This is a genomic window from Paraburkholderia rhizosphaerae, assembly GCF_004366595.1.
GTDB lineage: Bacteria > Pseudomonadota > Gammaproteobacteria > Burkholderiales > Burkholderiaceae > Paraburkholderia > Paraburkholderia rhizosphaerae.
The window spans coordinates 60,501-83,098 of sequence record NZ_SORE01000013.1 but is presented as its reverse complement, the minus strand read 5'-3'; the positions used below and the strand labels follow the sequence as shown (position 1 = coordinate 83,098).

The following is a 22,598-nucleotide window of genomic DNA, read 5'->3' as shown; positions in this document are numbered from 1 at the left end:
CGCGGGGCTTACCACGCGCGGTGCCGCGGCTGACCCGCTGCGCCGCGCTCGTCGCGAGCGCGGCGGCGCGCGCATGCGCGGCCTGCGTTTTGGGCGGCTTCGGCCGATCGCGCAGCGGCAGCGGTTCGATTTCGCGTTCGATCTGCGCGCCCGATGCCTCGGTGACGACGCGCAGGTCGTACGCGATCTGCAGGTTCATCCAGAACAGCGCGCTGGTGCCGAAATAGCGCGCGAGCCGCAGCGCCGTTTCCGTCGATACCCCACGCTTGCCGCGTACCACATCGTTGATGCGCGGGGCCGGCACACGCAGCGCGAGTGCGAGCGCATTCACCGACATACCGCGCGGATCGAGAAATTCCACGCGCAGCACTTCGCCCGGGTGGACCGCGGAGATCCGCTCGCCGGTCGCGATATCCGAAAAATCCGTGCTGGCCAGTTCGGAACGTTTGATGACCATACCGCCCTCCGTTGAATTAGTGATAGTCGACGATTTGCACGTTCAGCGCTTCGCCGTCGACGAAGTGAAAGCAGATTCGCCACTGGTCGTTCACGCGAGTGCTCCATTGCCCGGTGCGCTCGCCCTGCCACGCCTCAAGCCGATTGCCGGGCGGCGCGAACAGGTCCGATAGCGACGCGGCCGCATCGATGAGCTGCAGCTTGCGATGCGCGACGGACTGAATGTGGGCCGGTAGTGTGCGAGCAAAGCCACCCGAAAAGACGAGCGCCGTTGCCTTATCGCCAAAAGTAGAAATCATGGTCAGTATATAACGCACTGCGTTAAACGTGAAGAGTTATAGAAGGTGCGTTTACTGTGATCTCTTTGCGCGTGCCCGAGTAGTCGTCCGAATGGCCGGGGTGCACGCAAATAAAAAAGCCGGCACGATGTGCCGGCTTGTATGCTGCAGGAAAGACGGTATGGATTGTGCCGACTATCCGGTCAGGCGAGCGCCTTCTCGATAATCTCCCGCACATCGCGCGACTTCACCTGCGCGGCCACCTTTTCGAGCGCGCCGTGCATCTGTTCGCGCAGCGCGGGCGTAAAGCGGCGCCACAGTTCGAGCGAACGAGCGAGGCGCGCGGCGACTTGCGGGTTGAGCGCATCGAGCGCGATCACCTGCTCGGCCCAGAATGCGTAACCGGAACCATCTTCCGCGTGGAACTGCGACGGATTCCCCGCGCAGAAACTGAAGATCAGCGAGCGCGCGCGGTTCGGGTTCTTCAGGTTGAACGCGGGGTGCGTCATCAGCCGGCGCACGATCTCGATCACCGGTCGCTGCGGCGTGCCGCGCTGTGTCGCCTGGAGCCCGAACCACTTGTCGATGACAAGCGGCTCCTTCTCGAAGCGTCGATAGAAATCATCCAGCGCGTGCTGTGCATCGCCGTTGCCGGAATTCGACGCCGCGGTGAGCAGCGCGGACAGCGCGGCCGAGCGGTCGGTCATGTTGTTGGCCGCCGCATATTGCGTGGACGCGAGCTGCACGGCTTCGCGCGGATCGTCGAGCTCGGCGAGATACGCGAGCGCGAGGTTTTTCAGGCCGCGATGGCCGGCGTCTTCCGGCGTCGCGCGATAGACGCCCGGTGTCTGATGCCGTTCGTAGATCGCGAGCCAGTCGCGCTTCAGCGCGCTCGCGAGGCGCTGACGGACGAACTGGCGCGCACGGTGTACGGCAGCCGGATTGGATTCGTCCATCTGCTCGGCCAGATACGTTTCCGACGGCAGCATTAGCGCCAGTTCCCGGAATGCCGGCGACAGCTTTTCGTCGTTCAGCACGCGGGCAAAGGCGGAAACCACCGCATCGTCGAGCTGCAGCGGAGTGCCGCTCGCGGCGTGGTCGGCGAGCGTCAGCAGTTCGCGCGTCGCGAGGCGCTGGCCCGCTTCCCAGCGGTTGAACGGATCGCTGTCATGCGCGAGCAGGAACGCGAGTTGGTCGCCGCTATAGTCGTACTCGACGATGACCGGCGCCGAGAAATTGCGCAGCAGCGACGGCAATGGCTTTTCGGCGACGTCGATGAACGTGAACGTCTGCTCGCTTTCGGTGAAGTCGAGCACCCGGGTGGTGTCGGTGGAAGCTCCGCTTTCGCCTTCGAGGCGCAATGGCAAATCTTTGCCGTCCGCCCCGATCAGACCGATCGCAAACGGAATCAGCAGCGGGCCTTTTTGCGTTTCGCGCGCGGCCGCCGAGCCATTGCCGTAACCCTGTTTGAGCGTGACGCGGTAGCGGCGTTGCGCGGCATCGTAACCGGTCGACACCGTTACGCGCGGCGTGCCCGCCTGGCTATACCAGCGCTCGAATTGCGCGAGATCGCGGCCGTTCGCGTCAGCCATCGCTCCGCGGAAATCGTCGCAGGTCACCGCGTGGCCGTCGTGGCGCTTGAAGTACAGATCCATCCCGCGCCGGAAGCCGTCGCGGCCGAACAGCGTCTGATACATCCGCACGACTTCCGAGCCCTTTTCGTAGACCGTCATCGTGTAGAAATTGTTGATCTCGACGTAGCTTTCCGGCCTCACCGGATGCGCCATCGGGCCGGCATCTTCGGCGAACTGCATCTGACGCAGCACGCGTACATCTTCGATGCGCTTGGTCGCGCGCGCACCAGCGTCGCCGACATCGCTGCCGTCCGAGCCGCTCGCCATGTCGGCGGAGAATTCCTGGTCGCGAAAGACCGTCAGACCTTCCTTCAGGCTCAACTGGAACCAGTCGCGGCAAGTCACACGGTTGCCGGTCCAGTTATGGAAATACTCATGGCCGACTACCGCTTCGATGTTTGCAAAGTCTGTGTCGGTGGCGGTCTCCGGGTTCGCGAGCACGTACTTCGTGTTGAAGATGTTCAGGCCTTTGTTCTCCATCGCACCCATGTTGAAGTCGCTGACCGCGACGATCATGAAGCGGTCGAGATCCAGCTCGAGACCGAAACGCCGTTCGTCCCAGCGAATCGAGTGAATCAGCGAGTTCATCGCGTGCCGCGTCTTGTCGAGATCGTGCGGTTCGACCCAGACCTGCAGCAGCTTTTCCTTGCCCGAACCGCTCTTCACGCGCTCCTCCAGCGCGACCAGCTTGCCGGCGACGAGCGCGAACAGATAACTCGGTTTCCTGAACGGATCTTCCCAGCGCGCGAAATGCCGGCCATCCGGCAGATCGCCCTGTTCGAGCAGATTGCCGTTCGACAGCAGCACCGGGTACGTGTCCTTGTCGGCGCGCAGCGTCACCGTGTACGTGGCCATCACGTCCGGGCGATCGAGAAACCACGTGATGCGGCGAAAACCTTCGGCTTCACACTGCGTGAAAAAGTTGCCGCTCGATACATACAGACCCGAAAGCGTGGTGTTTTCCGCCGGGTTGCAGGTGCCGACGAGTGTCAGTTCGAATGCATCAGGCAAGTCTTCGAGCGTGAGCCCGTGCTCGTGCACTCGCACCGCGGCGTGCGGCGTGCCGTCGACGGTGGCGCTGACGAATTCGAGCTGTTCTCCCATCAGTTCGAGGTGCGCGGCGCGGGTGGCGTCCGGGTTGCGACGCACATGCATCGTGTTCCTGATGGTGGTGCGTTCAGGCACGAGGTCGAATTCCAGGGCGACGGTATCGATGAGGAAGGCGGGCGGCGCGTAATCGGCGCGGCGGATCACAGGGGGCGTAGCGGTATCGGCCATGGTGGGTAGAAAATGAGAGTCTTGAAGCCGGCCTGCATCGCGCGCAAGCCGGGCTGGTCGGACCATTTTAAAAGCAAAGGCGCGCTTCGTCTGGCGCGGGCTTCGTAATCCGCTCCAGCGCCCCTTGTGGCAAAGGGTTGACACCGCACCAACAGCCCGTATACGGCCCGAACTTTTCGCGCGGCCGCACGGTCAGCGTATTATCTGGGCCGCCTGCGCGGCGTGCGTGGGCGACGACAGCGAAAGAAAGGAATGACGATGAAGCTCGATCGATGGACACGCCAGGCCGCGTTGATGGTCGTCGCGCTGGCTACGCTACTGGCAGGCTGCACTTCGTATGTGACGACCCAGGTGACCGCGTTCTCCGACTGGGACGGCGGCAGCGATGCGACCCGGACCTTCGCATTCCAGCGCAACGCTACGCAGCAGAACAGCCTCGAAGACTCGACCTACGAACAGGTGATTGCGAACGAACTGGCGACGCATGCTTTTACACGCGTCGATCCGCAGCAAGCGCATTACCTCGTGGCGATCGCGTATGGGACGCGCTCCGATATGGCGGTGTCTTCTACGCCGGCTTACTACTACGACCCGTGGCCGGGCCCTTATTACTGGGGCCGACCGTACGGCTGGGGCGGCTGGGGCCCGTGGGGACCGTACGGCTACGGCGGCGGTTACGTGACGCAAAGCTACCCGGTGTTTACGCATACGCTTGGCATTCGTATCACCGATCGTTTGAGCGGCAAGGAGGTCTATAACGTGACCGCGCGCAGCTCCGGCGACGAACCGTCGCTCATCTATGCGATGCCGTATCTGGCACGCAGTGCATTGGCGGATTTCCCGCTCGGCAATGGGGTGGTCCGCACCGTGAAACTTCCGGTCGATCAGCACGGCGGCGCGCCGAACGAAGTCGCGGCGGGAGCCGCCGCGCCTGCGGCGCCGGCGTCGGGTGCAAAAACGGTGCAGTAGGCGCTGGCGTGGACGGCAACGTATCGTCGTAGGTGGTGCAACCGGCGGCGTTGCACCACGAGGCCGACAGCAGACAGCGTTGCAGCAGGCGCGTCAGCAGACAGTGTTGCCGCAGGCTGCGTCAGCAGGCCACCTTCCACCTTCAGGCGGTCAGCAACATGCGTCGCAGCAGGAGCCGGCACCACAGCAGTTTGGCCGCGTGTCGTCGCTCACATTCCAACGCCGCACAACGCGAGCACCCCAAGCACGACGAACATTACCGCGGCGATGCCGTGCACGAGCTTCGTCGGAAGCTTGTGCGCGAAACGGTCGCCGAGCAGGATGGCGGGCACGTTCGCGATCATCATCCCCAGCGTGGTGCCGGCGACGACGCCAAAGAAATCGTGAAAGCGCGCCGCGAGCGCGACCGTGGCGAGTTGCGTTTTGTCGCCCATTTCCGCGAGAAAGAACGTGACCACCGTCGCGCCGAATACGCCGAGGTGCGAGCGGTTCGCGTTGGCTTCGCCTTCTTCGAGCTTGTCCGGCACGAGAATCCACAGCCCCATGCCGATAAACGATGCGGCGAGCGCCCAGCGCATGATCGTCGGCGTGACGAGTGAACCGAGCCACGCGCCGAGCGCGCCTGCGCCGGCGTGGTTGATCAGCGTCGCGACGAGCACGCCGAGAATGATCGGTATCGGTTTGCGATAGCGGGCAGCGAGAACGAGCGAGAGAAGTTGCGTCTTGTCGCCGATTTCGGCGAGCGCGACCGCACCGGTCGAGACCAGAAAGGCTTGATCCACGTTTTATTGATGTCCCGGGCCGGATGTGAGCGAGCGACGATCCATTACGCGCCGGGCCCTGTTGCGGCGCGCTTTGGATCATCGGTCTCGCCAGGCCCAAGGCTGTGTCTGCCATGGCCGCACGGGCCAAGCTTGTTGACAGACACCCCCGCTGACGACGCAGCAGGGCGGCTACTCCCCAATGAGGTGCGGAGTATAGCACGGTGGTTTGCATTGAATGTCGCAAGTTTTTCGTGGCTTTTTTCGTCAAGCTGGCCGTTCGGGATATTTCATTGCAAGGTGGCCGCTTTGATCAACCATCTTCACCAGGCGACCGGCTTCGCGAGGCGCGTCGGAATCCTGAACGGTCATCCACGTTGCGCAATGCAATGCGTTTTGCATGACTAGCCATTTCCACACGTTCGTCTAACGTTTGCTACGTCGCGTGAGCGATACGGAGGATCGCGAACATCCATGCTTAAGGCTGATTTCTTGAAGAATGTTGAGTATGATCACGGCCTGTCTCGAATATGACGACGACAACACCGTGAAAAGGTTTGGCGACACACCGCTAAATAAAGAACGCTTTGTGCCGTTATATATCGCTAAACCGAAGCAGGACCGGACGACCTGATCAGCGATCGATCTCGATGAAGGATGAGTCTGTGCGCCGTCGCGCGCGGCCTCGCCTCTCCCAGGCCCCCGCCGTCCCATTCGCATGAGCACCGAAATGACCCAATTGCACTGGAGCCTTCCGGTCGCTCGGTGGTCCTCATGGCCTGTCGCCGCAGCCGCCGCACCCGATATCGGCTTTATCGAGCCGCTCGTGCGGCGCCGCCTGAGCAGCCTGTCGCGTATCGCGCTGAAGGTTGCCCACGATTGCGCGGCGGGCCGCGATAGCGTTCGCGTGCTGTTCGCATCCCGGCACGGCGAATTGCGACGGACTACCGAGATTCTGCGTTCAATCAACGCAGGTGAACCGGTGTCGCCGACTTCGTTCAGTCTGTCCGTACTGAACGCGATGACCGGCGTGTTCGGCATCGCGCGCGCCGACCGGTCGGCGGCGGGTGCGCTGTCGGCGGGCGCCGAGACGCTCGGCTATGCGCTGCTCGAGGCTTATGCGCAGTACGCGACGCAGCCTTCGGAACCGGTGCTGCTGGTGTATGCGGACGAGTTGGCGGACCCGGCCTACGGCGCGATCGAAGACGAAGTCAACGGCGGCGCGCTCGCCATTCTGATCGACGGGTCCGGCGCGCAAGGGCGGTTGTCCTGCAGAACGTCCAGTTCGGGCGCGTTGACTGGCCGCGCGGCCGACGCCGACGCGATCGCGGATCGGAACGCCGCGGGCAGCTCGGCCGATGGGGCGCCGCCGGCGGTCTTCACCACGCAAGGCGAGGCGCTGCTGCATTGCCTCGACGGGCGAACCACGACGCAATGGCGGCGAGGTTCCGTTACATGGGAGTGGAACTGGCATGACAGCCAGGCTTGACTACTACTGGCGGCTGTTCGCGACCGGCATGAGCTTCGTGGCGTTCGGCCTCTGCGGGCTCGGCTTTTCGGTGCTGGCGTTTCCGCTCGCGTGGCTGTGGCCGGACGGTGCGGCGCGGCAGCGCGCGGTATCCGCGCTGATTCACGCGTACTTTCGCGCGCTGGTCGCCGTGCTGAAGGTGATCGGCGTGATGAAGCTCGACGCGGTCGGCGCGCGCTCGCTACGTGCGCGCGGACCGGCGATCGTGGTCGCGAACCATCCGACCTGGCTCGACGTGATGGTGTTGCTGTCGCTCACGCCTCGCGCATGCTGCGTCGTGAAAAGCGCGCATTGGGGCAATCCGATTTTCTGGGGCATCGTGCGCGCGGCCGGCTATGTGAGCAACGCCGATCCGGTCGCACTCGTCGAAACGGGCGCGCGCCAGCTTGCCGCCGGCTACACGATGATCATTTTTCCCGAAGGCACGCGCAGTCCGGCGCCGAACCGGCTGCATGCATTTTCGCGTGGCTTCGCGTACATGGCGCTCGGCACTCGCGCGCCGGTATTGCCGGTGCTGATGGATTGCGATCCGCCGGCTTTCTCAAAAGGGATGCGCTGGTACGACGTGCCGGCGCGCGCGTTTCACATGCGTGTCAACGTGCTTGCACCGATCGCGGTCGAGGAATTCGCCGCGCCCGATGTGCCGGCGTCGCTCGCGGCGCGCCGCATGACGAATGCGATCGAAGCCCACATTACCCAGCATCTGTTCGACTATGGATTCTTTAAAGCTTGAGATCAAACAACTTCTGATCGAAGCGCTCGATCTCGAAGACCTCGCACCCGCCGACATCGATGATGACGCTCCGTTATTTTCGACCGACGGCGTAGGCCTCGATTCGATCGATGCGCTCGAGATCGGCATCGCGCTGCGCAAGCACTACCAGCTGACGATCGCGGCAAACGACGAAAGCACCCGCGAGCACTTCCGGTCGATCAACACGCTTGCGGCGCTGGTCGCGAGCCAGCGCGAACTGGCGCACGCCGGCAATCAGACAATAAAGAAGGGGGAATAGACGGTGACCGACACAGAAATTCTTGAGCGCATTCGCGCGATCTTGCACGAGAACTTCGGGATCGAGCCGGAGCGTGTGACGCCTGAAGCGCATCTGTTCGAAGAACTGGATCTGGACAGCATCGACGCAGTCGATCTCGCGATCAAGCTGCAGGAAATGACTGGGCGCCGGATCAAACCGGAGGAGTTCAGGTCGGTGCGCACCGTGGGCGATGTCATCGTCGCGGTCGAATCGCTGCTCGCGGCGCAGGGCTGATGCAGTCCGACTGCTCCGATTCTTCGCGCCGGTTGCCTGCTGGCGGCGCGTTGCGCCGGCGCGCGGCGCGCACGCTGAGTGTCGCGGCGAAGCTCGCTTATCCGGTCGTGATTCTGGGCGCGTGGCAAGGGCATGCGCCGCGCTATATCGGCGGCATGCTGTTCGCGTTGTTCTGTCTCCAGCAATTGCCGCGTAGCCGCGCGTTCGCGGCATCGATCAAACGCTTGTCGCTGCTCGACTGGAGCGTCGCCGCGCTGCTCGGGTGCGGCTCGGCGGCGATCGTGCTGACGAACAGCGAACTGCTGTTGCGCATCTATCCGTCGCTCGTGAATCTGGGCTTGCTGATCGCATTCGGTGCGACGCTCGCGCGCGGACCATCGATGGTCGAGAAGTTCGCGCGGTTGCGCACGCCGGACCTGACTGAGCCGGCGGTGTGCTATACGCGCCGCGTCACGCAGGTGTGGTGCGCGTTCTTTCTGCTGAACGGCGGGTTCTCGCTTTACACCGCGCTGTACTGGCCGCGTCAGGCATGGTCGCTCTATAACGGCGCGATTGCGTACGGCCTGATCGGCACGCTGCTGGTTGTCGAGATTGTCTGGCGCCATCTCGTTGTGTTGCCGCGTGTCGCCCGCGCGGAGGCTGTATGAGCATGGTCGCGCTGCATGACCTGCTGTGCGCGACGCGTGGGTCGCAAGCGCCGGTTTGCCGCGATGCCGAGCGCGCGGCTTCGATCGGTTTCGCCGCGTTTCGTGCGCGCGTTCATGCGATGGCCGCGTGGTTGCATACGTACGCTGGGCCGCGCTGTGCACTGTGTATCGACGATACGTATGAATTCGCGTGTGCGCTGTTCGCCGTGCTCGCGTGCGGCAAGGAGCCGGTCATTCCGGCCAGCGCGACGCCTGGCTATCTGGCCGATCTTGCCGGTAGCTACGACACTGTATTGACCGACGCGGATCTGCGTGCGATCGCAAGCGTGCCTGTAGCGGACCTCGCCGCGCACAGCGATCTTTCGATCGATCGGGACGCACGGTTGACGCTATACACGTCGGGCAGCAGCGGCACACCGAAGCCGGTCCACAAGACGCTCGCGCAGTTCGACGCCGAAGTGCGTACGCTCGAACGCGAGTGGGGCGCGCTCGCTGGCGATGCGACGGTGGTCGCGAGCGTGCCGCATCGGCATATCTACGGCTTGCTGTTTCGCGTGCTATGGCCGCTTGCAGCCGGGCGTCCATTCGATCGCACTGCGATGGGCGAGCCGCAGCAGTTGCAGGCGCGTATCGACGCGTATCGCGCGACGGTGGTCGTGTCGGCGCCCGCGCAGTTGTCGCGCTGGCCCGCGCTGGCGGGATTCGCGACGCTTGCGCCGGCGCCGCGCGCATTCTTCTCGTCCGGCGGTCCGCTCGATCCGCACGCTGCGAACGAATACGCAGCGGCATTCGGCGCGGCGCCTGTCGAAATTTACGGCAGCACCGAGACCGGCGGCATTGGCTGGCGACGTCAGAGCGACTCGTCCGGGTCTTCCGAATCGTCCGAATCGTCCGAATCGTCCGGGTCGTCCGCATGGCGGCCGCTGGCCGGCATCGACGCGCGGCGTGGCGCGGACGGCGCGCTCGAAGTGCGCTCGCCGCATCTTGTGCACCACGACTGGCATCGCACCGATGACGCGGTGACATTCGACGCCGATGGCCGCTTCATTCTGCAAGGCCGGCTCGACCGCATCGTGAAGCTGGATGGCAAGCGTGTGTCGCTGCCGGAGCTGGAGGCGCGGCTTGTGCTGCATCCGTATGTCGCGCAGGCTGCCACGGTGCTGCTGGCCGGCGCGTCGCGCGAGCGCATCGGCGCGGTGGTCGCGTTGAGCGAAGCGGGCAGCGCCGCGTTGCGCGACAGTGGACGCATTGCAATGGCGAACACATTGCATCGACATCTCGCCGGGTATTTCGACGCGGTCGTGTTGCCGCGCCGCTGGCGCTTCCGTATCGCGTTGCCATTCGATACACGCGGCAAGCTGCCCGCTGCTGCGTTGGCGCAAGCGTTCGAGCCGGACGCGCAGGGCGTCGACGTGCTTGCACAAGCGCGCGGTGGCGACGTTATCCACTACGTGTTGCGCGTGCCGCCGACGCTCGCGCACTTTGCCGGCCATTTCCCAGGCGTGCCGATTCTGCCGGGCGTTGTGCAGCTCGACTGGGCGATCCGTTTCGCAGCGGAGCATGTACCGGGTGTGCGTGCAGTCGCGTCGATCGACCGGTTGAAATTCATGGCGCCGGTGCGACCCGGCGCGATGCTCGGCCTGACGCTGTCGCACGACGCGACGCGCCGGCGCGTTCAGTTCGCGTACCGGCTCGGCGAACGCGATTGCGCATCCGGCGTGATCGTGTACCGGGAGCTTGCAGGCGAACAGGCCAGAGCACCGGCAGGAGAGCGCGCATGAGCTTCACCGCGTGCATCGTGATTCCGATCTACAACCACAAGGATGCGATCGGCGACACCGTGGCGCGGCTCGCGGTGCATCAACTGCCGATCTTCGTCGTCGACGATGGCAGCGACGACGCGACGCAGCAGGTGCTGCATGCGCTGCGCGCGCAATACGCGCCGCAGCTGACGCTGCTGCGTTTGCCGGAAAACGGTGGCAAGGGCGCGGCGGTGATGGCCGGGCTGCGTGCCGCGCGGGATGCCGGCTACACGCACGCACTGCAAATTGACGCGGACGGCCAGCACGACGCGAACGACGTGCCACACTTCATCGCGGCGGCGCGCGCGGCGCCCGCCGCGGTGATCGTCGGACGTCCGGTGTACGACGCGAGTGTGCCGAAGGCCAGGCTGTACGGGCGCTATCTGACGCATCTGTGGGTCTGGATCGAAACACTGTCGTTGACAATCCGCGATTCGATGTGCGGTTTCCGGATGTATCCGCTAGCGGCCGTGTGCGCGCTGATCGAGCGCGTCGCACTGCCGACGCGCATGGACTTCGATATAGAAATTCTGGTGCGCCTGTACTGGCGTCGCATCGCGTTCCACACGATCCCGACGCGCGTGACCTACGCGGCCGACGGCGTATCGCATTTCGACGTATTGCGCGACAACCTGCGCATCACGCGAAGTCATACGCGGCTCGTCGGCGGCATGCTATGGCGGTTGCCGATGCTGCTTGCGCACAAGGCGATGCCGCGCGATGCGGGTATGCCGCCTGATGCGCATATCGGCGAAGGCACAGGCACATCCACCCGAGAACCCGCGCGCAGCGACAGCCGTCACTGGGCGCGCATCGCGGAACGCGGCAGCCGCGCCGGCATGCTGACGCTCGCCCTAAGCTGCCGCTGGTTTGGCCTGCGCGTGACCAGCTGGATGCTGCATCCGATCGTCGCGTACTTTCTGCTGACCGGTCGCGCCGCGCGCGAAGCGTCGCGGCTGTATTTCACGCGTCTGTCGAGCGGCGCGCCCGGCGAACCGATGCCGCGGGCCGGATGGCTCACTGCGTACCGGCAGATGTTCGCGTTTGCGCAAGCGGGACTCCACAAGCTTGCCGCGTGGTCCGGGCGCATCGACGTCGATACGATCCGATTCGACGACCCGCGCGCGTTCGAAGCGCTCGCCGCGAGCGGGCGTGGTGCGCTGGTGATCGGCGCGCACCTGGGCAACCTCGAAATGATGCGCGCGCTGGCGATGCGCGGCGCGTATACGAAGATCACCGCGATCGTCTATACCGAGCATGCGCGGCGCTTCAACAGCGTGCTGGCCGGTGCAAACAGCCGCTTCGCACAGCGCCTCGTCGAAGTGAGCGACTTCGGTCCGCAGACGTCGATGATGATGCTGGAGCGCATCGAAGCCGGCGAACTGCTGGTGATCGTCGGCGACCGCGTGCCTGCAAGCGAAGCGGGCCGCACGGTCAATGCGCAATTTCTCGGCGCGAGCGCGCCGTTCGCGCAAGGACCTTACGTGCTCGCCCATGCGTTGCGCTGCCCGGTCTATCTGTTCTTCTGTCTGCAGGAGCGTGCCGGCCACCGCGTGTACTTCGAGCCGTTCGCCGAGCGTATCGATCTGCCGCGCGGCGCACGTGCCGCGCAGATCGCCGTGTGGGCGCAGCGCTACGCGCAGCGTCTCGAACACTACTGCCGCAAGGCGCCTTATCAATGGTTCAACTTTTACGATTTCTGGTCGCGTCCAATGAACGCGCAACCGGCGCGGCGGGCGGCCGTCGATACGCGCGCGCCGGCAGCAACGAATGGAGAGGCGAATGGCCGAGCATGATCTGATCGACCGCACGCGCACGTTGGGTGAGCACGCAACCGATGCGCGCACAACCAGTTCGACAGCCGCCGCGCTGGCGCCGGTCGTGGTCGGCGGCCGTCGGATGACGATCGAAGAGGTGGTCGCGATTGCGCAGCACCGCGCACCGGTGACGCTGAATGCGGACCCCGCATGGCGCGCGCGCATCGAGCGCGGCGCGGCGTTTCTGCGTCGCCATCTCGCGTCCGGCGCGACGGTGTACGGCGTGACGACCGGTTACGGCGAAGCGTGCGTGGTCGACGTGCCGATGGCGCTGGTCGAAGCGTTGCCACTGCAACTGACGCGTTATCACGGCTGCGGCATGGGCGCGTATCTCGACGACGGCCAGACGCTCGCGGTGATCGCCGCGCGACTCAATTCGCTCGCCTACGGGCTGTCCGGCGTGCGGCCTGTGCTGCTCGAACGGCTTGCCGATCTGATCAATCATCGCGTGTTGCCGCGTATCCCGTCGGAAGGCTCGGTTGGCGCAAGCGGCGATCTGACGCCGCTGTCCTATGTCGCCGCTGCGCTCGCCGGCGAGCGCGACGTGCTGTTTCGCGGCGCTCAACGCGACGCACGCGGCGTATGGGCCGAGCTCGGGCACGCGCCGCTCGAACTGGCGCCGAAGGAAGGCCTCGCGCTGATGAACGGCACCGCGGTGATGACCGGGCTCGCCTGTCTCGCGTTTGCGCGAGCCGATCATCTGACGCGGATCGCCGCGCGGCTAACCGCACTGTCGACAGTCGCGCTCGACGGCCGCGCCGCGCATTTCGATGCGCGGATCTTCGCGGCGAAACCGCATGCGGGCCAGGCTGAGGCGGCCGCATGGATTCGCGCGGACCTCGCGGGCCGCGCCGACACGCCCGGCCACCGGCTGCAGGACCGCTATTCGGTGCGCTGCGCGCCGCATGTGATCGGCGTCGCGCGCGATGCGCTGTCGTGGGTACGGCGCGACATCGAGAACGAGCTCAACAGCGCGAACGACAATCCGCTGGTCGATCCGGACAGCGAACAGGTGCTGCACGGCGGCAACTTCTACGGCGGTCATATCGCATTCGCGATGGACGCGCTGAAGACCGCGGTCGCGAATCTCGCGGACCTGATGGACCGCCAGTTCGCGCTGCTGGTCGACGATAAATTCAACAACGGCCTGCCGCGCAACCTGTCGGGCGCGGCGCCTGCGCGCGCGCCGATCAATCACGGTTTCAAGGCGGTGCAGATCTCGTCGTCCGCGTGGACGGCCGAGGCGCTGAAGCTGACGATGCCGGCGAGCGTGTTTTCGCGTTCGACCGAATCGCATAACCAGGACAAGGTCAGCATGGGCACGATCGCCGCGCGCGATTGCCTGCGCGTGATCGAGTTGACCGAGCAGGTAGCGGCCGCCCATACGCTGGCCGCGGTGCAGGCGTTGCGGCTGCGCGTGCGTGGCAACGCGTCGACGCCTGTGCCCGTGCCGCTTGCCGCGTTCGCGGACAGCGTCAATGCGCAGTCGCCGTTCGTTGATGAAGACCGGGCGCTCGAACACGAGTTACGCGCGCTGACCGCGCGAATCGCCGCTTGCGCGCTGATGGATACGGCCCGCGAGAAGGTTGACGAGGAGGGCAGCGATGCACGCGATCGCTAAGCCCGTGACCGCGCCTGTGCTCAGCGCGAGCGCGTGCGTCGAAGTGCCGTTTCACGACGTCGATGCGATGAACGTTTGCTGGCACGGCCACTATCTGAAGTACTTCGAGATCGGCCGCGCGGCGTTGCTGCGCGCATTCGACTACGACTATCGCGAGATGCAGGCGTCCGGTTACCTGTGGCCGGTCGTCGAAGCGCATCTGAAGTACGTGCGGCCGGCCACGTATGGCCAGGTGCTCGACGTGCAAGCGGACTTGCTCGAGTATCAGAACCGGCTGAAGATCGGCTATCAGATATTCGATCGTGCGTCCGGCACGCGGCTGACGAAGGGCTACACGATCCAGGTCGCGGTCGACGCGGCAACGCAGGAATTGCAGTTTGTGTCGCCGCCGGTTGTGTTCGACAAGCTGGAGCGCGCATGGGCACGTTGAATCGCATGTCATGCGGGCTGGCCGTGGGTGCGCGGCTGCGCGTCGCGCGGGTCGCCGCGCTTTTCGCTATCCCGATGGCAGCCGTGACCGCGCTTGCGATGCTCTGCGCGCCATTCGCAACCGCTGCAACGGGTACAAATACAACGGGCACAAACGCGACGAGCGCCAACGCAACCGCCGCGCAGGTAGCGGGCAACCCGTCACTGGTTGCGACGATCGCCGCGCACCTCGCCGAACTGAAAGGCGTGCGTGCGCAATTCAAACAAACGCAGACGCTCGCTGCGATGCGCGAGCCGCTTGTCAGCACCGGCTCGCTGCTGTTTTACCGCGACCGCGGCGTGGTCTGGGAAATCGACACGCCGTATCGGACCACCTATGTGATCGGCGATGCCGGCGTGAACGAAGTGAACGCAAACGGCCAGCGCGAAAAAGGTGCAAGTGCCGGCCACTCCGGCGGCGCGCAAGGCGTCGCGCAGGTATCGCGGATGATGCGCGCGATGCTAGGCGGCGACCTGTCGGCGTTGTACACGCAATTCAACGTCGATGCGCGCGGCACGACCGCGCATTGGCAGATGCAGCTGACGCCGAATCAGCCGCAACTCGCCCAGTCGATCCGCAGCTTGCAGATGAGCGGCGGCGCGTATCTGCAGACGTTGCGCATCACGCTCGCAAGCGGCGACGTCACGCAGATCGATTTCACCGGCAGCACCGCGGTCAATGCGCTCACGCCCGCGGAACGCGCGCTATTTGGGGCGTCGTGATGGATCTTCTCGCGCGCGAGCGGCTCGTCAGACAGCGCTGGGGCATCCGCGCCGCATGGCTCGTGCTCGCGCTGGCTGCGGCGCTTTTTTGCGCGTGGCGCTTCGCCGCCTCTTCGCCGCTGCAGACGAACCTGCTCGAACTGCTGCCTGAGACCGAAGCCGACCCGGTCGCCGAAAAAGCGGTGGACACGCTGGCGGCCGCGCTCGGCGAGCGCACCGTGTTCGTCGTCACGAGCCGCGATGCGGGTCACGCGAAAACCGCTGCCGTCGATCTCGCCGCGATGCTGACCGCGAGCGGCGCGTTTCGCTCCGTGACCGCGAAGTTACCCCCTTTCGACCTGTCGCAGATCGGCACACTGTATCTGCCGTACCGGTTCGGTCTGCTGACGCCGGCCGACCGTGCGGCGCTGACCGACGGCTCGCTCACGCTGCACGACGCGCTTGCGCGGCGTCTATATAACCCGCTGCGTGGAGGCCTCGCGACGCCGCTCGCCGACGATCCATTTGGCTGGCTCGAACACTGGCTGGCCGCGTTGCCGCTCGCGACGTCGAACCTCGACATCGAAGACGGTCTGCTGGTGGCGCACCGTGGCGACGCAACCAGCGTGCTGGTGGTCGCGACGCTGCCGGGCTCTGCGTACGAAACGAAAGTCGAGCAGGCGGTGCTGCGCGCGGTGTCGCGCGGCGACGCGCAACTTCGCACGCAGTTCCCCGATGTATCGCTCGCGCGCACCGGCGCGGTGTTTTACGCGCAGGCGGCGCGCAGCGCGGCCGAGCGCGACGTGCATCTGATCGCCGCGGTCTCCGTATTCGGTATCGCATTGCTGATGTTATGGATCTTCCGCTCGCCGCGCCTGCTCGCGCTCGGTTTCGTATCGACGGCACTCGGGATTGTCTGCGCGCTCGCGGCGACACTGCTGGTGTTCGGCAAGCTGCATCTGGTGACGCTCGTGTTCGGCGCGAGTCTGATCGGCGAGGCGGTCGATTACTCGATTCAGTATTTCGTCGTCTATCTCGGTGCGGCGCGCAGCACGCGCGAACGGTGGAACCCGTGGCGCGGCGCACGCGCGGTGCGTCCTGCGCTGACGGTTGCACTCACAACGAGTCTGCTCGGCTACGCGATTCTCGCTTGCGTGCCATTTCCTGCATTGCGGCAGATCGCGTGCTTTGCGATTGTCGGACTCTGCGCGGCGTTCGCGTCGGTGCTGACGCTATTGCCGGCGCTGCTGCCGCACGCGCCGAAACGCGATTCGCGACGTCTGTTCGACGCGGCCGCGCGTCTGCTCGCGAGCTGGCAGCGCTGCCTCGGCGGACCTCGCGCGTGGCTCGTCGCGGCGCTGCTGCTCATCGTGTCGGCGCCCGGCTGGCTGCGTCTGTCCGGCGACGACGACATCCATCTGCTGGTCCAGCGCGATGCGTCGCTGGCCGCGCAGGAACAGACGATCCGCGTGGCGATCGGCGTCGATAACACCGCGCAGTTCTTCGTGGTGCGCGCAGAGACACCGGAAATCGTGTTGCAGCGCGCGGAGGCGCTCGGCGTCGCACTCGACAGGCTTGGCGACACGCAGTCGACGGGCGGCTGGCAATCGGTCACATCGTTCGTGCCGTCCGCGCAGCGCCAGGCGGACGATCGCACACTGCTCGCACATCGCGTATTCGACGATCCCGCCGCACTGCGCGCCACGCTAATCGCCGCGGGCTTTCGCGACAGCGTCGCCGATGCGTGGCTCGCCGCGTACCGGCAGTCGGCGAACGCCGGTCCACTGACGCTCGATCGCTGGCTTGCCGCACCGTGGTCGCGGCCGTTTCGCCATCTGTGGCTCGGCGCAACCGACACCGCGTCGCACGGCTACGCGGCGATCGTGATCCCGCAGCGCGTGACTGACGCGAACCGGCATTCGCTCGAAGCCGTCGCGCATGCGTCGTCCGGTGTCGTGTTCGTCGATAAGGCGGCGAGCGTATCGAAGCTGTTCGGCGAGTATCGGGCCTACAGCATGATCTGGCTGGCCGGTGCGCTGGTGCTCGTGCTGCTGCTGTCAATGTTCCGCTACGGTCTGCACGGTGGCGCGACGGTGATGCTGCCGGTGCTGCTCGCGGTAGTCGTGACGCTCGCGGTATTCGGCTATGCGCGCATCCCGCTGAACCTGTTCAACTGTCTCGCGCTGATGCTGGTGCTCGGCGTCGGCTCGAACTACGCGGTGTTTCTGCGCGAAGGGTGCGTGCGCGACGGCGCCGATCTCGGTGCGGTATGGACGGGCGTGCTGCTGTCCGCCGCGACGACGCTGCTTTCGTTCGGCACGCTCGGCGCAAGCTCGATGCCCGCGCTGCACAGCTTCGGCGTCACGCTTGCGCTTGGCATCGCCGTGTCGGCGCTGCTTGCGCCGATCGGCATGCCCGCGCATTCCCGGAGAACCGCATGAGCGCTTTGCCTGGCATCACAACGGCCATGCGCCCTGTCTATCTGCACACGCCCGGCATGATCAACGCGCTCGGCCACGATGTCGAATCGATTGCGCACGCGCTTGCCGCCGGACACGCGCGCGGCATGGCCACGATTCGCACCGGCATCGGCGATGCGTTCGTCGGCCGCGTGATGGACCCGCTCGATATCGCGCCGCCGGACGCGCTTGCGCGCTACGACTGCCGCAACAACCGGATCCTGCTCGCCGCGCTCGCGCAGATTGCGCCGCAGGTCGAAGCGGCGCGCGAGCGCTTTGGTCCGCAGCGGATCGGTGTCGTGCTCGGCACCAGTACGTCGGGCATTCAGGCCGCCGAGGCGGCGTTCGCCCATCAGGCGCGCGAAGGCGTGCTACCCGCGCAGTTCGACTACCGGCAAATGGAAATCGGCGCGGTCGCGCCGTTTGCGGCGGCAGCGCTGGGTGTCGATGGCCCGGCGTTCACGGTGTCGACCGCGTGCACGTCGAGTGCAAAGGCGTTCGTCTCCGCGCGCCGGCTGCTGCAGCTGGGTCTGTGCGACGCGGTGGTCGCCGGTGGCGTCGACTCGCTGTGCGAATTGACCGTGCAAGGCTTCGCGGCGCTTGAATCGACCAGCGCGACACGCACCAATCCGATGAGCGTGAATCGCCGCGGCATCAATGTCGGCGAAGGCGCGGCGGTGTTCCTGATGAGCCGCGAAGAAGGGCCGGTCGCGCTGGTCGGCGCCGGCGAGGCCAGCGACGCACACCATATTTCCGCGCCGGACCCGGATGGCGTGGGCGGCGAGCGGGCGTTGCGCGAAGCACTGCGCGACGCAAACCTGCGGCCATCCGCGATCGGCTACGTGAATCTGCACGCGACCGCGACGCGCAAGAACGACCAAATGGAAGCGCACCTGATGGCGCGTGTATTCGCGGATGGCGTTGCGGCAAGCGGCACCAAACCGTACACCGGTCATCAGCTCGGTGCGGCCGGCGCGACCGAACTCGCCTTCGCGTGGCTCACGCTCGCGCGCGATGGCACCGCGCTGCCGCGTCATTGCTGGGACGGACAGGCTGACCCGGCGCTGCCGCCGCTCGAGCTCGTCGAAAGCGAGCGTTATCTGCCGCGCGGCGCGGGCCTGCGCTATGTGATGAGCAACTCGTTTGCATTCGGCGGCAGCAATGCCAGCCTGATACTCGCAGGGTGAACAGACGATGGGCGAAACCAACTCATTGATTGCGCTTGGCGCCACCGACGCCGATCCGGCGTTCGCACCGATCGAGGACATCCTGCCGCATCGCGGCACGATGCTGCTGGTCGAGCGCGTCAGCGCGTGCACCGACGACACGCTGAGCGCGCATGCAACGGTCGACAGCAACGCATGGTATGCGGATGCCGATGGCGCGATGCCCGCATGGATCGGCGTCGAACTGATGGCGCAAGCGATCGCCGCGCACGTGTGCGTGATCGCGATGCGCGCGGGCGGCCGCGCGCGGCCCGGTGTGCTGCTCGGCTCGCGCAGTTATCAGGCGCATGTGCCGGCATTCGCGCGCGGCGCGTCGTTGCGCATCGACGTGAAGGAAGTGCTGCGCAGCACCGAAGGCCACGGCGCGTACGAATGCACGATCGATCACGATGGCGCGCGCGTCGCCGAAGCGGTGATCAAGGTGTTCCAGCCGACCGATTTTCACGCATTTATCGAAGGGAGTGTCGAGTCATGAGCCGCCGCGTTCTCGTTACCGGCGCAAGCCGCGGCATCGGCCGCGCGATTGCTTATCAACTGGCCGCGGATGGATTCGCGGTCACCGTCGGCTGCCGCACCGGCCGCAGCGAAGCGGAGGCGGTCACCGCCGGCATCGCCGCGCAAGGCGGCGCCGCGCGCGTGCTGCAGTTCGACGTGCGAGAGCGTGCCGCGTGCCGCGCGGTGCTCGAAGCGGACGTCGCCGCGCACGGCCCGTACTACGGGATCGTGTGCAGCGCCGGCGTCACGCGCGATGCAGCGTTTCCCGCTCTGACCGACGAAGACTGGGACATCGTGATCGAAACCGGCCTCGACGCGTTCTACAACGTCGTGCATCCGCTGACGATGCCGATGGTGCGCGCGAAGCAGGGCGGCCGCATCGTCACGATCGCATCGGTATCCGGCGTGATGGGCAATCGCGGCCAGGTGAACTACAGCGCGGCGAAAGCAGGGCTGATCGGTGCGACCAAGGCGCTGGCTGTCGAACTCGCGTCGCGCGGCATCACCGTCAACTGCGTCGCGCCGGGTCTGATCGAAACCGGCATGCTCGACGATGTGCCGCTCGATCATGCGCTGAAGACCGTGCCGATGAATCGCGTCGGCCAGCCGGCCGAAGTCGCGGCGGCGGTCAGCTTCCTGATGTCGGATGCGGCTTCTTATGTGACGCGCCAGGTGCTTGGCGTGAACGGCGGGATGGTGTGATGAAACGCGTCGTCATTACCGGCATGGGCGGCGTGACCGCGTTCGGCAGCCGCTGGGAAGAAATCGAAACGGCGTTGAAGGCCGGCCGCAATGCGGTGCGGCGCATGCCGCAGTGGGATTACTTCGAGTCGCTGCATACGCGGCTTGCGTGTCCGCTGCCGGGCTTCGATACGCCCACGCATTACCCGCGCAAGAAGACGCGCGCGATGGGGCCGGTGTCGATGTACGCGGTGCGCGCGAGCGAACTGGCGCTCGCGGATGCGGGCCTCGCCGACGACGCGTCGATTGCGGACGGCCGGATGGGCGTCGCGTACGGTTCGTCGTCCGGCTCGGTCGAGCCGATTCGCGCGTTCGGCACGATGCTCGATACGGGTTCGATGTCCAATGTCACGTCGAACAGCTATGTGCAGATGATGCCGCATACGACGGCCGTCAATGTGAGCCTGTTCTGGGATCTGAAGGGCCGCATCGTGCCGACGTCCTCCGCGTGCGTGTCGGGCAGTCAGGCAATCGGCTACGCGTACGAAACGATCGCAACCGGCAAGGCGGCGCTGATGCTGGCGGGCGGCGCGGAAGAACTGTCGGGGCCGGCGGTCGCCGTATTCGACACGCTTTACGCGACCAGCACGCGCAACGATGAAGCGCATCTGACGCCGCGCCCGTTCGACGCGGCGCGCGACGGACTCGTGGTCGGCGAAGGCGCGGCGACGCTGGTGCTCGAAGAATACGAGCATGCCCGCGCCCGCGGTGCGCGCATCCACGCCGAAGTGGTCGGCTTCGGCTGCAACTCGGACGGCGCGCATATGACGCAGCCGAGTTCCACCACGATGGCGCGCGCGATGCAGCTTGCGCTCGACGACGCGCAGTTGCACCGCGACGCGATTGCGTATGTGAACGCACACGGCACCGCAACCGATCGCGGCGATGTAGCCGAGAGCGCGGCGACCGCGCAGACGTTCGGCGCGCGCATGCCGATCAGTTCGCTGAAGAGCTTTATCGGGCATACGCTTGGCGCGTGCGGCGCGATCGAGGCCTGGTGGTCGATCGAGATGATGAAGCGCAACTGGTATGCGCCGACGCTGAACCTCACGCAGGTCGACCCCGCGTGCGCGCCGCTCGATTACATCACCGGCGCGGGCCGCGAGATCGATGCCGAGTACGTGATGAGCAATAACTTCGCGTTCGGCGGCATCAATACATCGCTGATTTTCAGGCGCGTTCGATGAGCATCCAGCGTGTCGCGACGGAACCCCGGCGCGTCGTCGTGACCGGGATGGGCATCGTGTCATGTATCGGCAATACGCTCGAGCGCGTGTCCGCCGCATTGCGTGACGGCACAAGCGGCATCGTGCGTGTCGACGCGTGGCGCGAACGCGGTTTCGCGAGTCAGGTCGCGGGCGTCGCGTCGACTGACGGCGAGCCGCCATTTGCGCGCAAGCTCGAACGCTTTATGGGCGACACCGCGCGCTTCGCGTGTCACGCGACGCGCAGCGCGCTCGACGACGCCGGCTTGGCGCACGACGCGCTGCACTCGCCGCGCGCGGGCGCGGTGATCGGCTCGGGCGTCGGCACGATATCGGCGTACGACGCGGCGATCTCCACCGCGCTCGCGCGCGGGCTCGACAAGGTGCCGCCGTACACCGTGCCGCGGGTGATGAGCAGCACCGCGTCCGCGAACGTCGCGCAAGTGTTTGGCATCGAAGGTGTTGCGTATTCGCCGTCGTCCGCGTGCACGACGTCCGCACTCGCGATTGGCCAGGCGATGCAGCTGATCGCAAGCGGCGCGCAGGATATCGTGCTCGCCGGCGGCAGCGAAGGCCTGCACGACAACATGACGTTGATGTTCGATTCGATGCACGCTCTGTCGCGCCGCTCGAACGACGAACCGCAACATGCATCGTGTCCGTACGACGTCGCGCGCGATGGTTTCGTGATTGCATCGGGCGGCGGCGTGCTGGTGCTCGAATCGCTCGAGCATGCGCGCGCGCGCGGCGCGCGCATCCACGCGGAGCTGACCGGCTTCGGGCAGTGCGCCGACGGCGCGGGGATGGTGACGCCGAGCGCGCAGGGCATCGCACGCGCGATCAGCAGCGCGCTCGCGGATGCCGGCGGGCGGAGGCCCGACTACGTGAACACGCACGGGCCATCGACGCCGCTTGGCGATATCGAGGAACTGCGCGCGCTGCAGGTGGTATGGGGCAACGAGATGCCGCCGTTTTCGTCGACCAAGGGCCTGACCGGGCATCCGCTCGGCGCGTGCGGCGCGCACGAAGCGATCTACGCGCTGCTGATGATGCGCGACGGGTTGATCGCCGGCACGCCGCGGATCGCGACGCCTGACCCTTGCATCGAAGGGTTGCCGCTGGTGCGGGCGACGCGCGGCGCGGCGCTCGACACGGTGATGTCGGTTTCATTCGGGTTCGGCGGCAGTTGCGCGAGCCTGATATTCGAGGCCTGGAAAGACGTATGACGTGAGCGGGCCAGTGG

Annotated in this window: 20 protein-coding genes, 1 pseudogene and 1 riboswitch; of the genes and pseudogenes, 17 read left to right on the top strand and 4 right to left on the bottom strand. The window is 65.9% G+C overall.

Annotation, left to right across the window (positions count from 1 at the left end; translation table 11 throughout):
* Nucleotides 1-7: 7 nt before the first annotated feature.
* From BX592_RS18250 to pepN, 3 genes and pseudogenes are all read right to left on the bottom strand, one after another.
* Nucleotides 8-457 (bottom strand): annotated as a pseudogene (locus BX592_RS18250) (HigA family addiction module antitoxin); the annotation flags it as partial.
* A 16-nt stretch (nucleotides 458-473) separates the two neighbouring features.
* Nucleotides 474-755 (bottom strand): type II toxin-antitoxin system RelE/ParE family toxin, encoded by a 282-nt coding sequence (locus BX592_RS18245; RefSeq protein ID WP_134193215.1) that lies wholly within the window; start codon nucleotides 753-755, stop codon nucleotides 474-476.
* 182 nt (nucleotides 756-937) lie between these two features.
* The gene (pepN, locus tag BX592_RS18240; RefSeq protein WP_134193214.1) at nucleotides 938-3,646 is read right to left on the bottom strand and encodes an aminopeptidase N; all 2,709 of its coding nucleotides are present in this window, start codon (nucleotides 3,644-3,646) and stop codon (nucleotides 938-940) included.
* 258 nt (nucleotides 3,647-3,904) lie between these two features.
* On the opposite strand from pepN, the gene BX592_RS18235 reads away from it, so the two are divergent.
* A complete protein-coding gene (locus tag BX592_RS18235; RefSeq protein ID WP_134193213.1) occupies nucleotides 3,905-4,615 on the top strand; it encodes a DUF4136 domain-containing protein in 711 nt (236 codons plus the stop codon).
* Nucleotides 4,616-4,824: 209 nt separating this feature from the next.
* On the opposite strand, the gene BX592_RS18230 is transcribed toward BX592_RS18235, so the two are convergent.
* Nucleotides 4,825-5,397, bottom strand: coding sequence for a TMEM165/GDT1 family protein (locus tag BX592_RS18230; protein WP_134193212.1), 573 nt, complete (start codon nucleotides 5,395-5,397; stop codon nucleotides 4,825-4,827).
* Nucleotides 5,398-5,450: 53 nt separating this feature from the next.
* Nucleotides 5,451-5,589, bottom strand: a riboswitch (yybP-ykoY riboswitch).
* A gap of 517 nt (nucleotides 5,590-6,106) precedes the next feature.
* On the opposite strand from BX592_RS18230, the gene BX592_RS18225 reads away from it, so the two are divergent.
* Genes BX592_RS18225 through BX592_RS18150 form a run of 16 tightly spaced genes read left to right on the top strand, consistent with a single transcriptional unit; the run spans nucleotide 6,107 to nucleotide 22,581 of the window.
* Nucleotides 6,107-6,865, top strand: coding sequence for a beta-ketoacyl synthase chain length factor (locus BX592_RS18225; protein ID WP_134193211.1), 759 nt, complete (start codon nucleotides 6,107-6,109; stop codon nucleotides 6,863-6,865).
* Nucleotides 6,849-7,637, top strand: a complete 789-nt coding sequence (locus BX592_RS18220) for a lysophospholipid acyltransferase family protein (RefSeq protein ID WP_134193210.1) — start codon at nucleotides 6,849-6,851, stop codon at nucleotides 7,635-7,637. Before BX592_RS18225 ends, BX592_RS18220 begins: the two co-directional genes overlap by 17 nt.
* Nucleotides 7,618-7,917 (top strand): phosphopantetheine-binding protein, encoded by a 300-nt coding sequence (locus tag BX592_RS18215; protein WP_134193209.1) that lies wholly within the window; start codon nucleotides 7,618-7,620, stop codon nucleotides 7,915-7,917. The genes BX592_RS18220 and BX592_RS18215 overlap by 20 nt, the downstream gene beginning before the upstream one ends.
* 3 nt (nucleotides 7,918-7,920) lie before the next feature.
* Complete coding sequence (locus BX592_RS18210; RefSeq protein ID WP_134193208.1) at nucleotides 7,921-8,172, top strand: acyl carrier protein; 252 nt, start codon at nucleotides 7,921-7,923, stop codon at nucleotides 8,170-8,172.
* Nucleotides 8,172-8,819 carry a COG4648 family protein gene (locus BX592_RS18205; protein ID WP_134193207.1) on the top strand — a complete coding sequence of 216 codons (648 nt, stop codon included), beginning with the start codon at nucleotides 8,172-8,174 and terminating at the stop codon, nucleotides 8,817-8,819. Before BX592_RS18210 ends, BX592_RS18205 begins: the two co-directional genes overlap by 1 nt.
* Before the next feature lie 2 nt (nucleotides 8,820-8,821).
* Complete coding sequence (locus tag BX592_RS18200) at nucleotides 8,822-10,600, top strand: ApeI family dehydratase (RefSeq protein WP_134193322.1); 1,779 nt, start codon at nucleotides 8,822-8,824, stop codon at nucleotides 10,598-10,600.
* Nucleotides 10,597-12,417, top strand: a complete 1,821-nt coding sequence (locus tag BX592_RS18195; protein ID WP_134193206.1) for a glycosyltransferase family 2 protein — start codon at nucleotides 10,597-10,599, stop codon at nucleotides 12,415-12,417. Before BX592_RS18200 ends, BX592_RS18195 begins: the two co-directional genes overlap by 4 nt.
* Nucleotides 12,404-14,059, top strand: a complete 1,656-nt coding sequence (locus BX592_RS18190; protein ID WP_134193205.1) for an HAL/PAL/TAL family ammonia-lyase — start codon at nucleotides 12,404-12,406, stop codon at nucleotides 14,057-14,059. Before BX592_RS18195 ends, BX592_RS18190 begins: the two co-directional genes overlap by 14 nt.
* Complete coding sequence (locus BX592_RS18185; RefSeq protein WP_134193204.1) at nucleotides 14,043-14,489, top strand: acyl-CoA thioesterase; 447 nt, start codon at nucleotides 14,043-14,045, stop codon at nucleotides 14,487-14,489. The genes BX592_RS18190 and BX592_RS18185 overlap by 17 nt, the downstream gene beginning before the upstream one ends.
* Entirely contained in the window at nucleotides 14,477-15,250 is a 774-nt protein-coding gene (locus BX592_RS18180) for an outer membrane lipoprotein carrier protein LolA (RefSeq protein WP_243849606.1), read from the top strand. The genes BX592_RS18185 and BX592_RS18180 overlap by 13 nt, the downstream gene beginning before the upstream one ends.
* Complete coding sequence (locus BX592_RS18175; RefSeq protein ID WP_134193203.1) at nucleotides 15,250-17,670, top strand: MMPL family transporter; 2,421 nt, start codon at nucleotides 15,250-15,252, stop codon at nucleotides 17,668-17,670. The genes BX592_RS18180 and BX592_RS18175 overlap by 1 nt, the downstream gene beginning before the upstream one ends.
* The gene (locus BX592_RS18170; protein ID WP_243849605.1) at nucleotides 17,667-18,875 is read left to right on the top strand and encodes a beta-ketoacyl-[acyl-carrier-protein] synthase family protein; all 1,209 of its coding nucleotides are present in this window, start codon (nucleotides 17,667-17,669) and stop codon (nucleotides 18,873-18,875) included. Before BX592_RS18175 ends, BX592_RS18170 begins: the two co-directional genes overlap by 4 nt.
* 7 nt (nucleotides 18,876-18,882) lie before the next feature.
* Nucleotides 18,883-19,389 carry a hotdog family protein gene (locus tag BX592_RS18165; RefSeq protein WP_134193202.1) on the top strand — a complete coding sequence of 169 codons (507 nt, stop codon included), beginning with the start codon at nucleotides 18,883-18,885 and terminating at the stop codon, nucleotides 19,387-19,389.
* Nucleotides 19,386-20,111 (top strand): 3-ketoacyl-ACP reductase FabG2, encoded by a 726-nt coding sequence (locus tag BX592_RS18160; RefSeq protein ID WP_134193201.1) that lies wholly within the window; start codon nucleotides 19,386-19,388, stop codon nucleotides 20,109-20,111. The genes BX592_RS18165 and BX592_RS18160 overlap by 4 nt, the downstream gene beginning before the upstream one ends.
* A complete protein-coding gene (locus BX592_RS18155) occupies nucleotides 20,111-21,337 on the top strand; it encodes a beta-ketoacyl-ACP synthase (RefSeq protein WP_134193200.1) in 1,227 nt (408 codons plus the stop codon). The genes BX592_RS18160 and BX592_RS18155 overlap by 1 nt, the downstream gene beginning before the upstream one ends.
* Nucleotides 21,334-22,581 carry a beta-ketoacyl-[acyl-carrier-protein] synthase family protein gene (locus tag BX592_RS18150; protein ID WP_134193199.1) on the top strand — a complete coding sequence of 416 codons (1,248 nt, stop codon included), beginning with the start codon at nucleotides 21,334-21,336 and terminating at the stop codon, nucleotides 22,579-22,581. Before BX592_RS18155 ends, BX592_RS18150 begins: the two co-directional genes overlap by 4 nt.
* Nucleotides 22,582-22,598 lie beyond the last annotated feature (17 nt).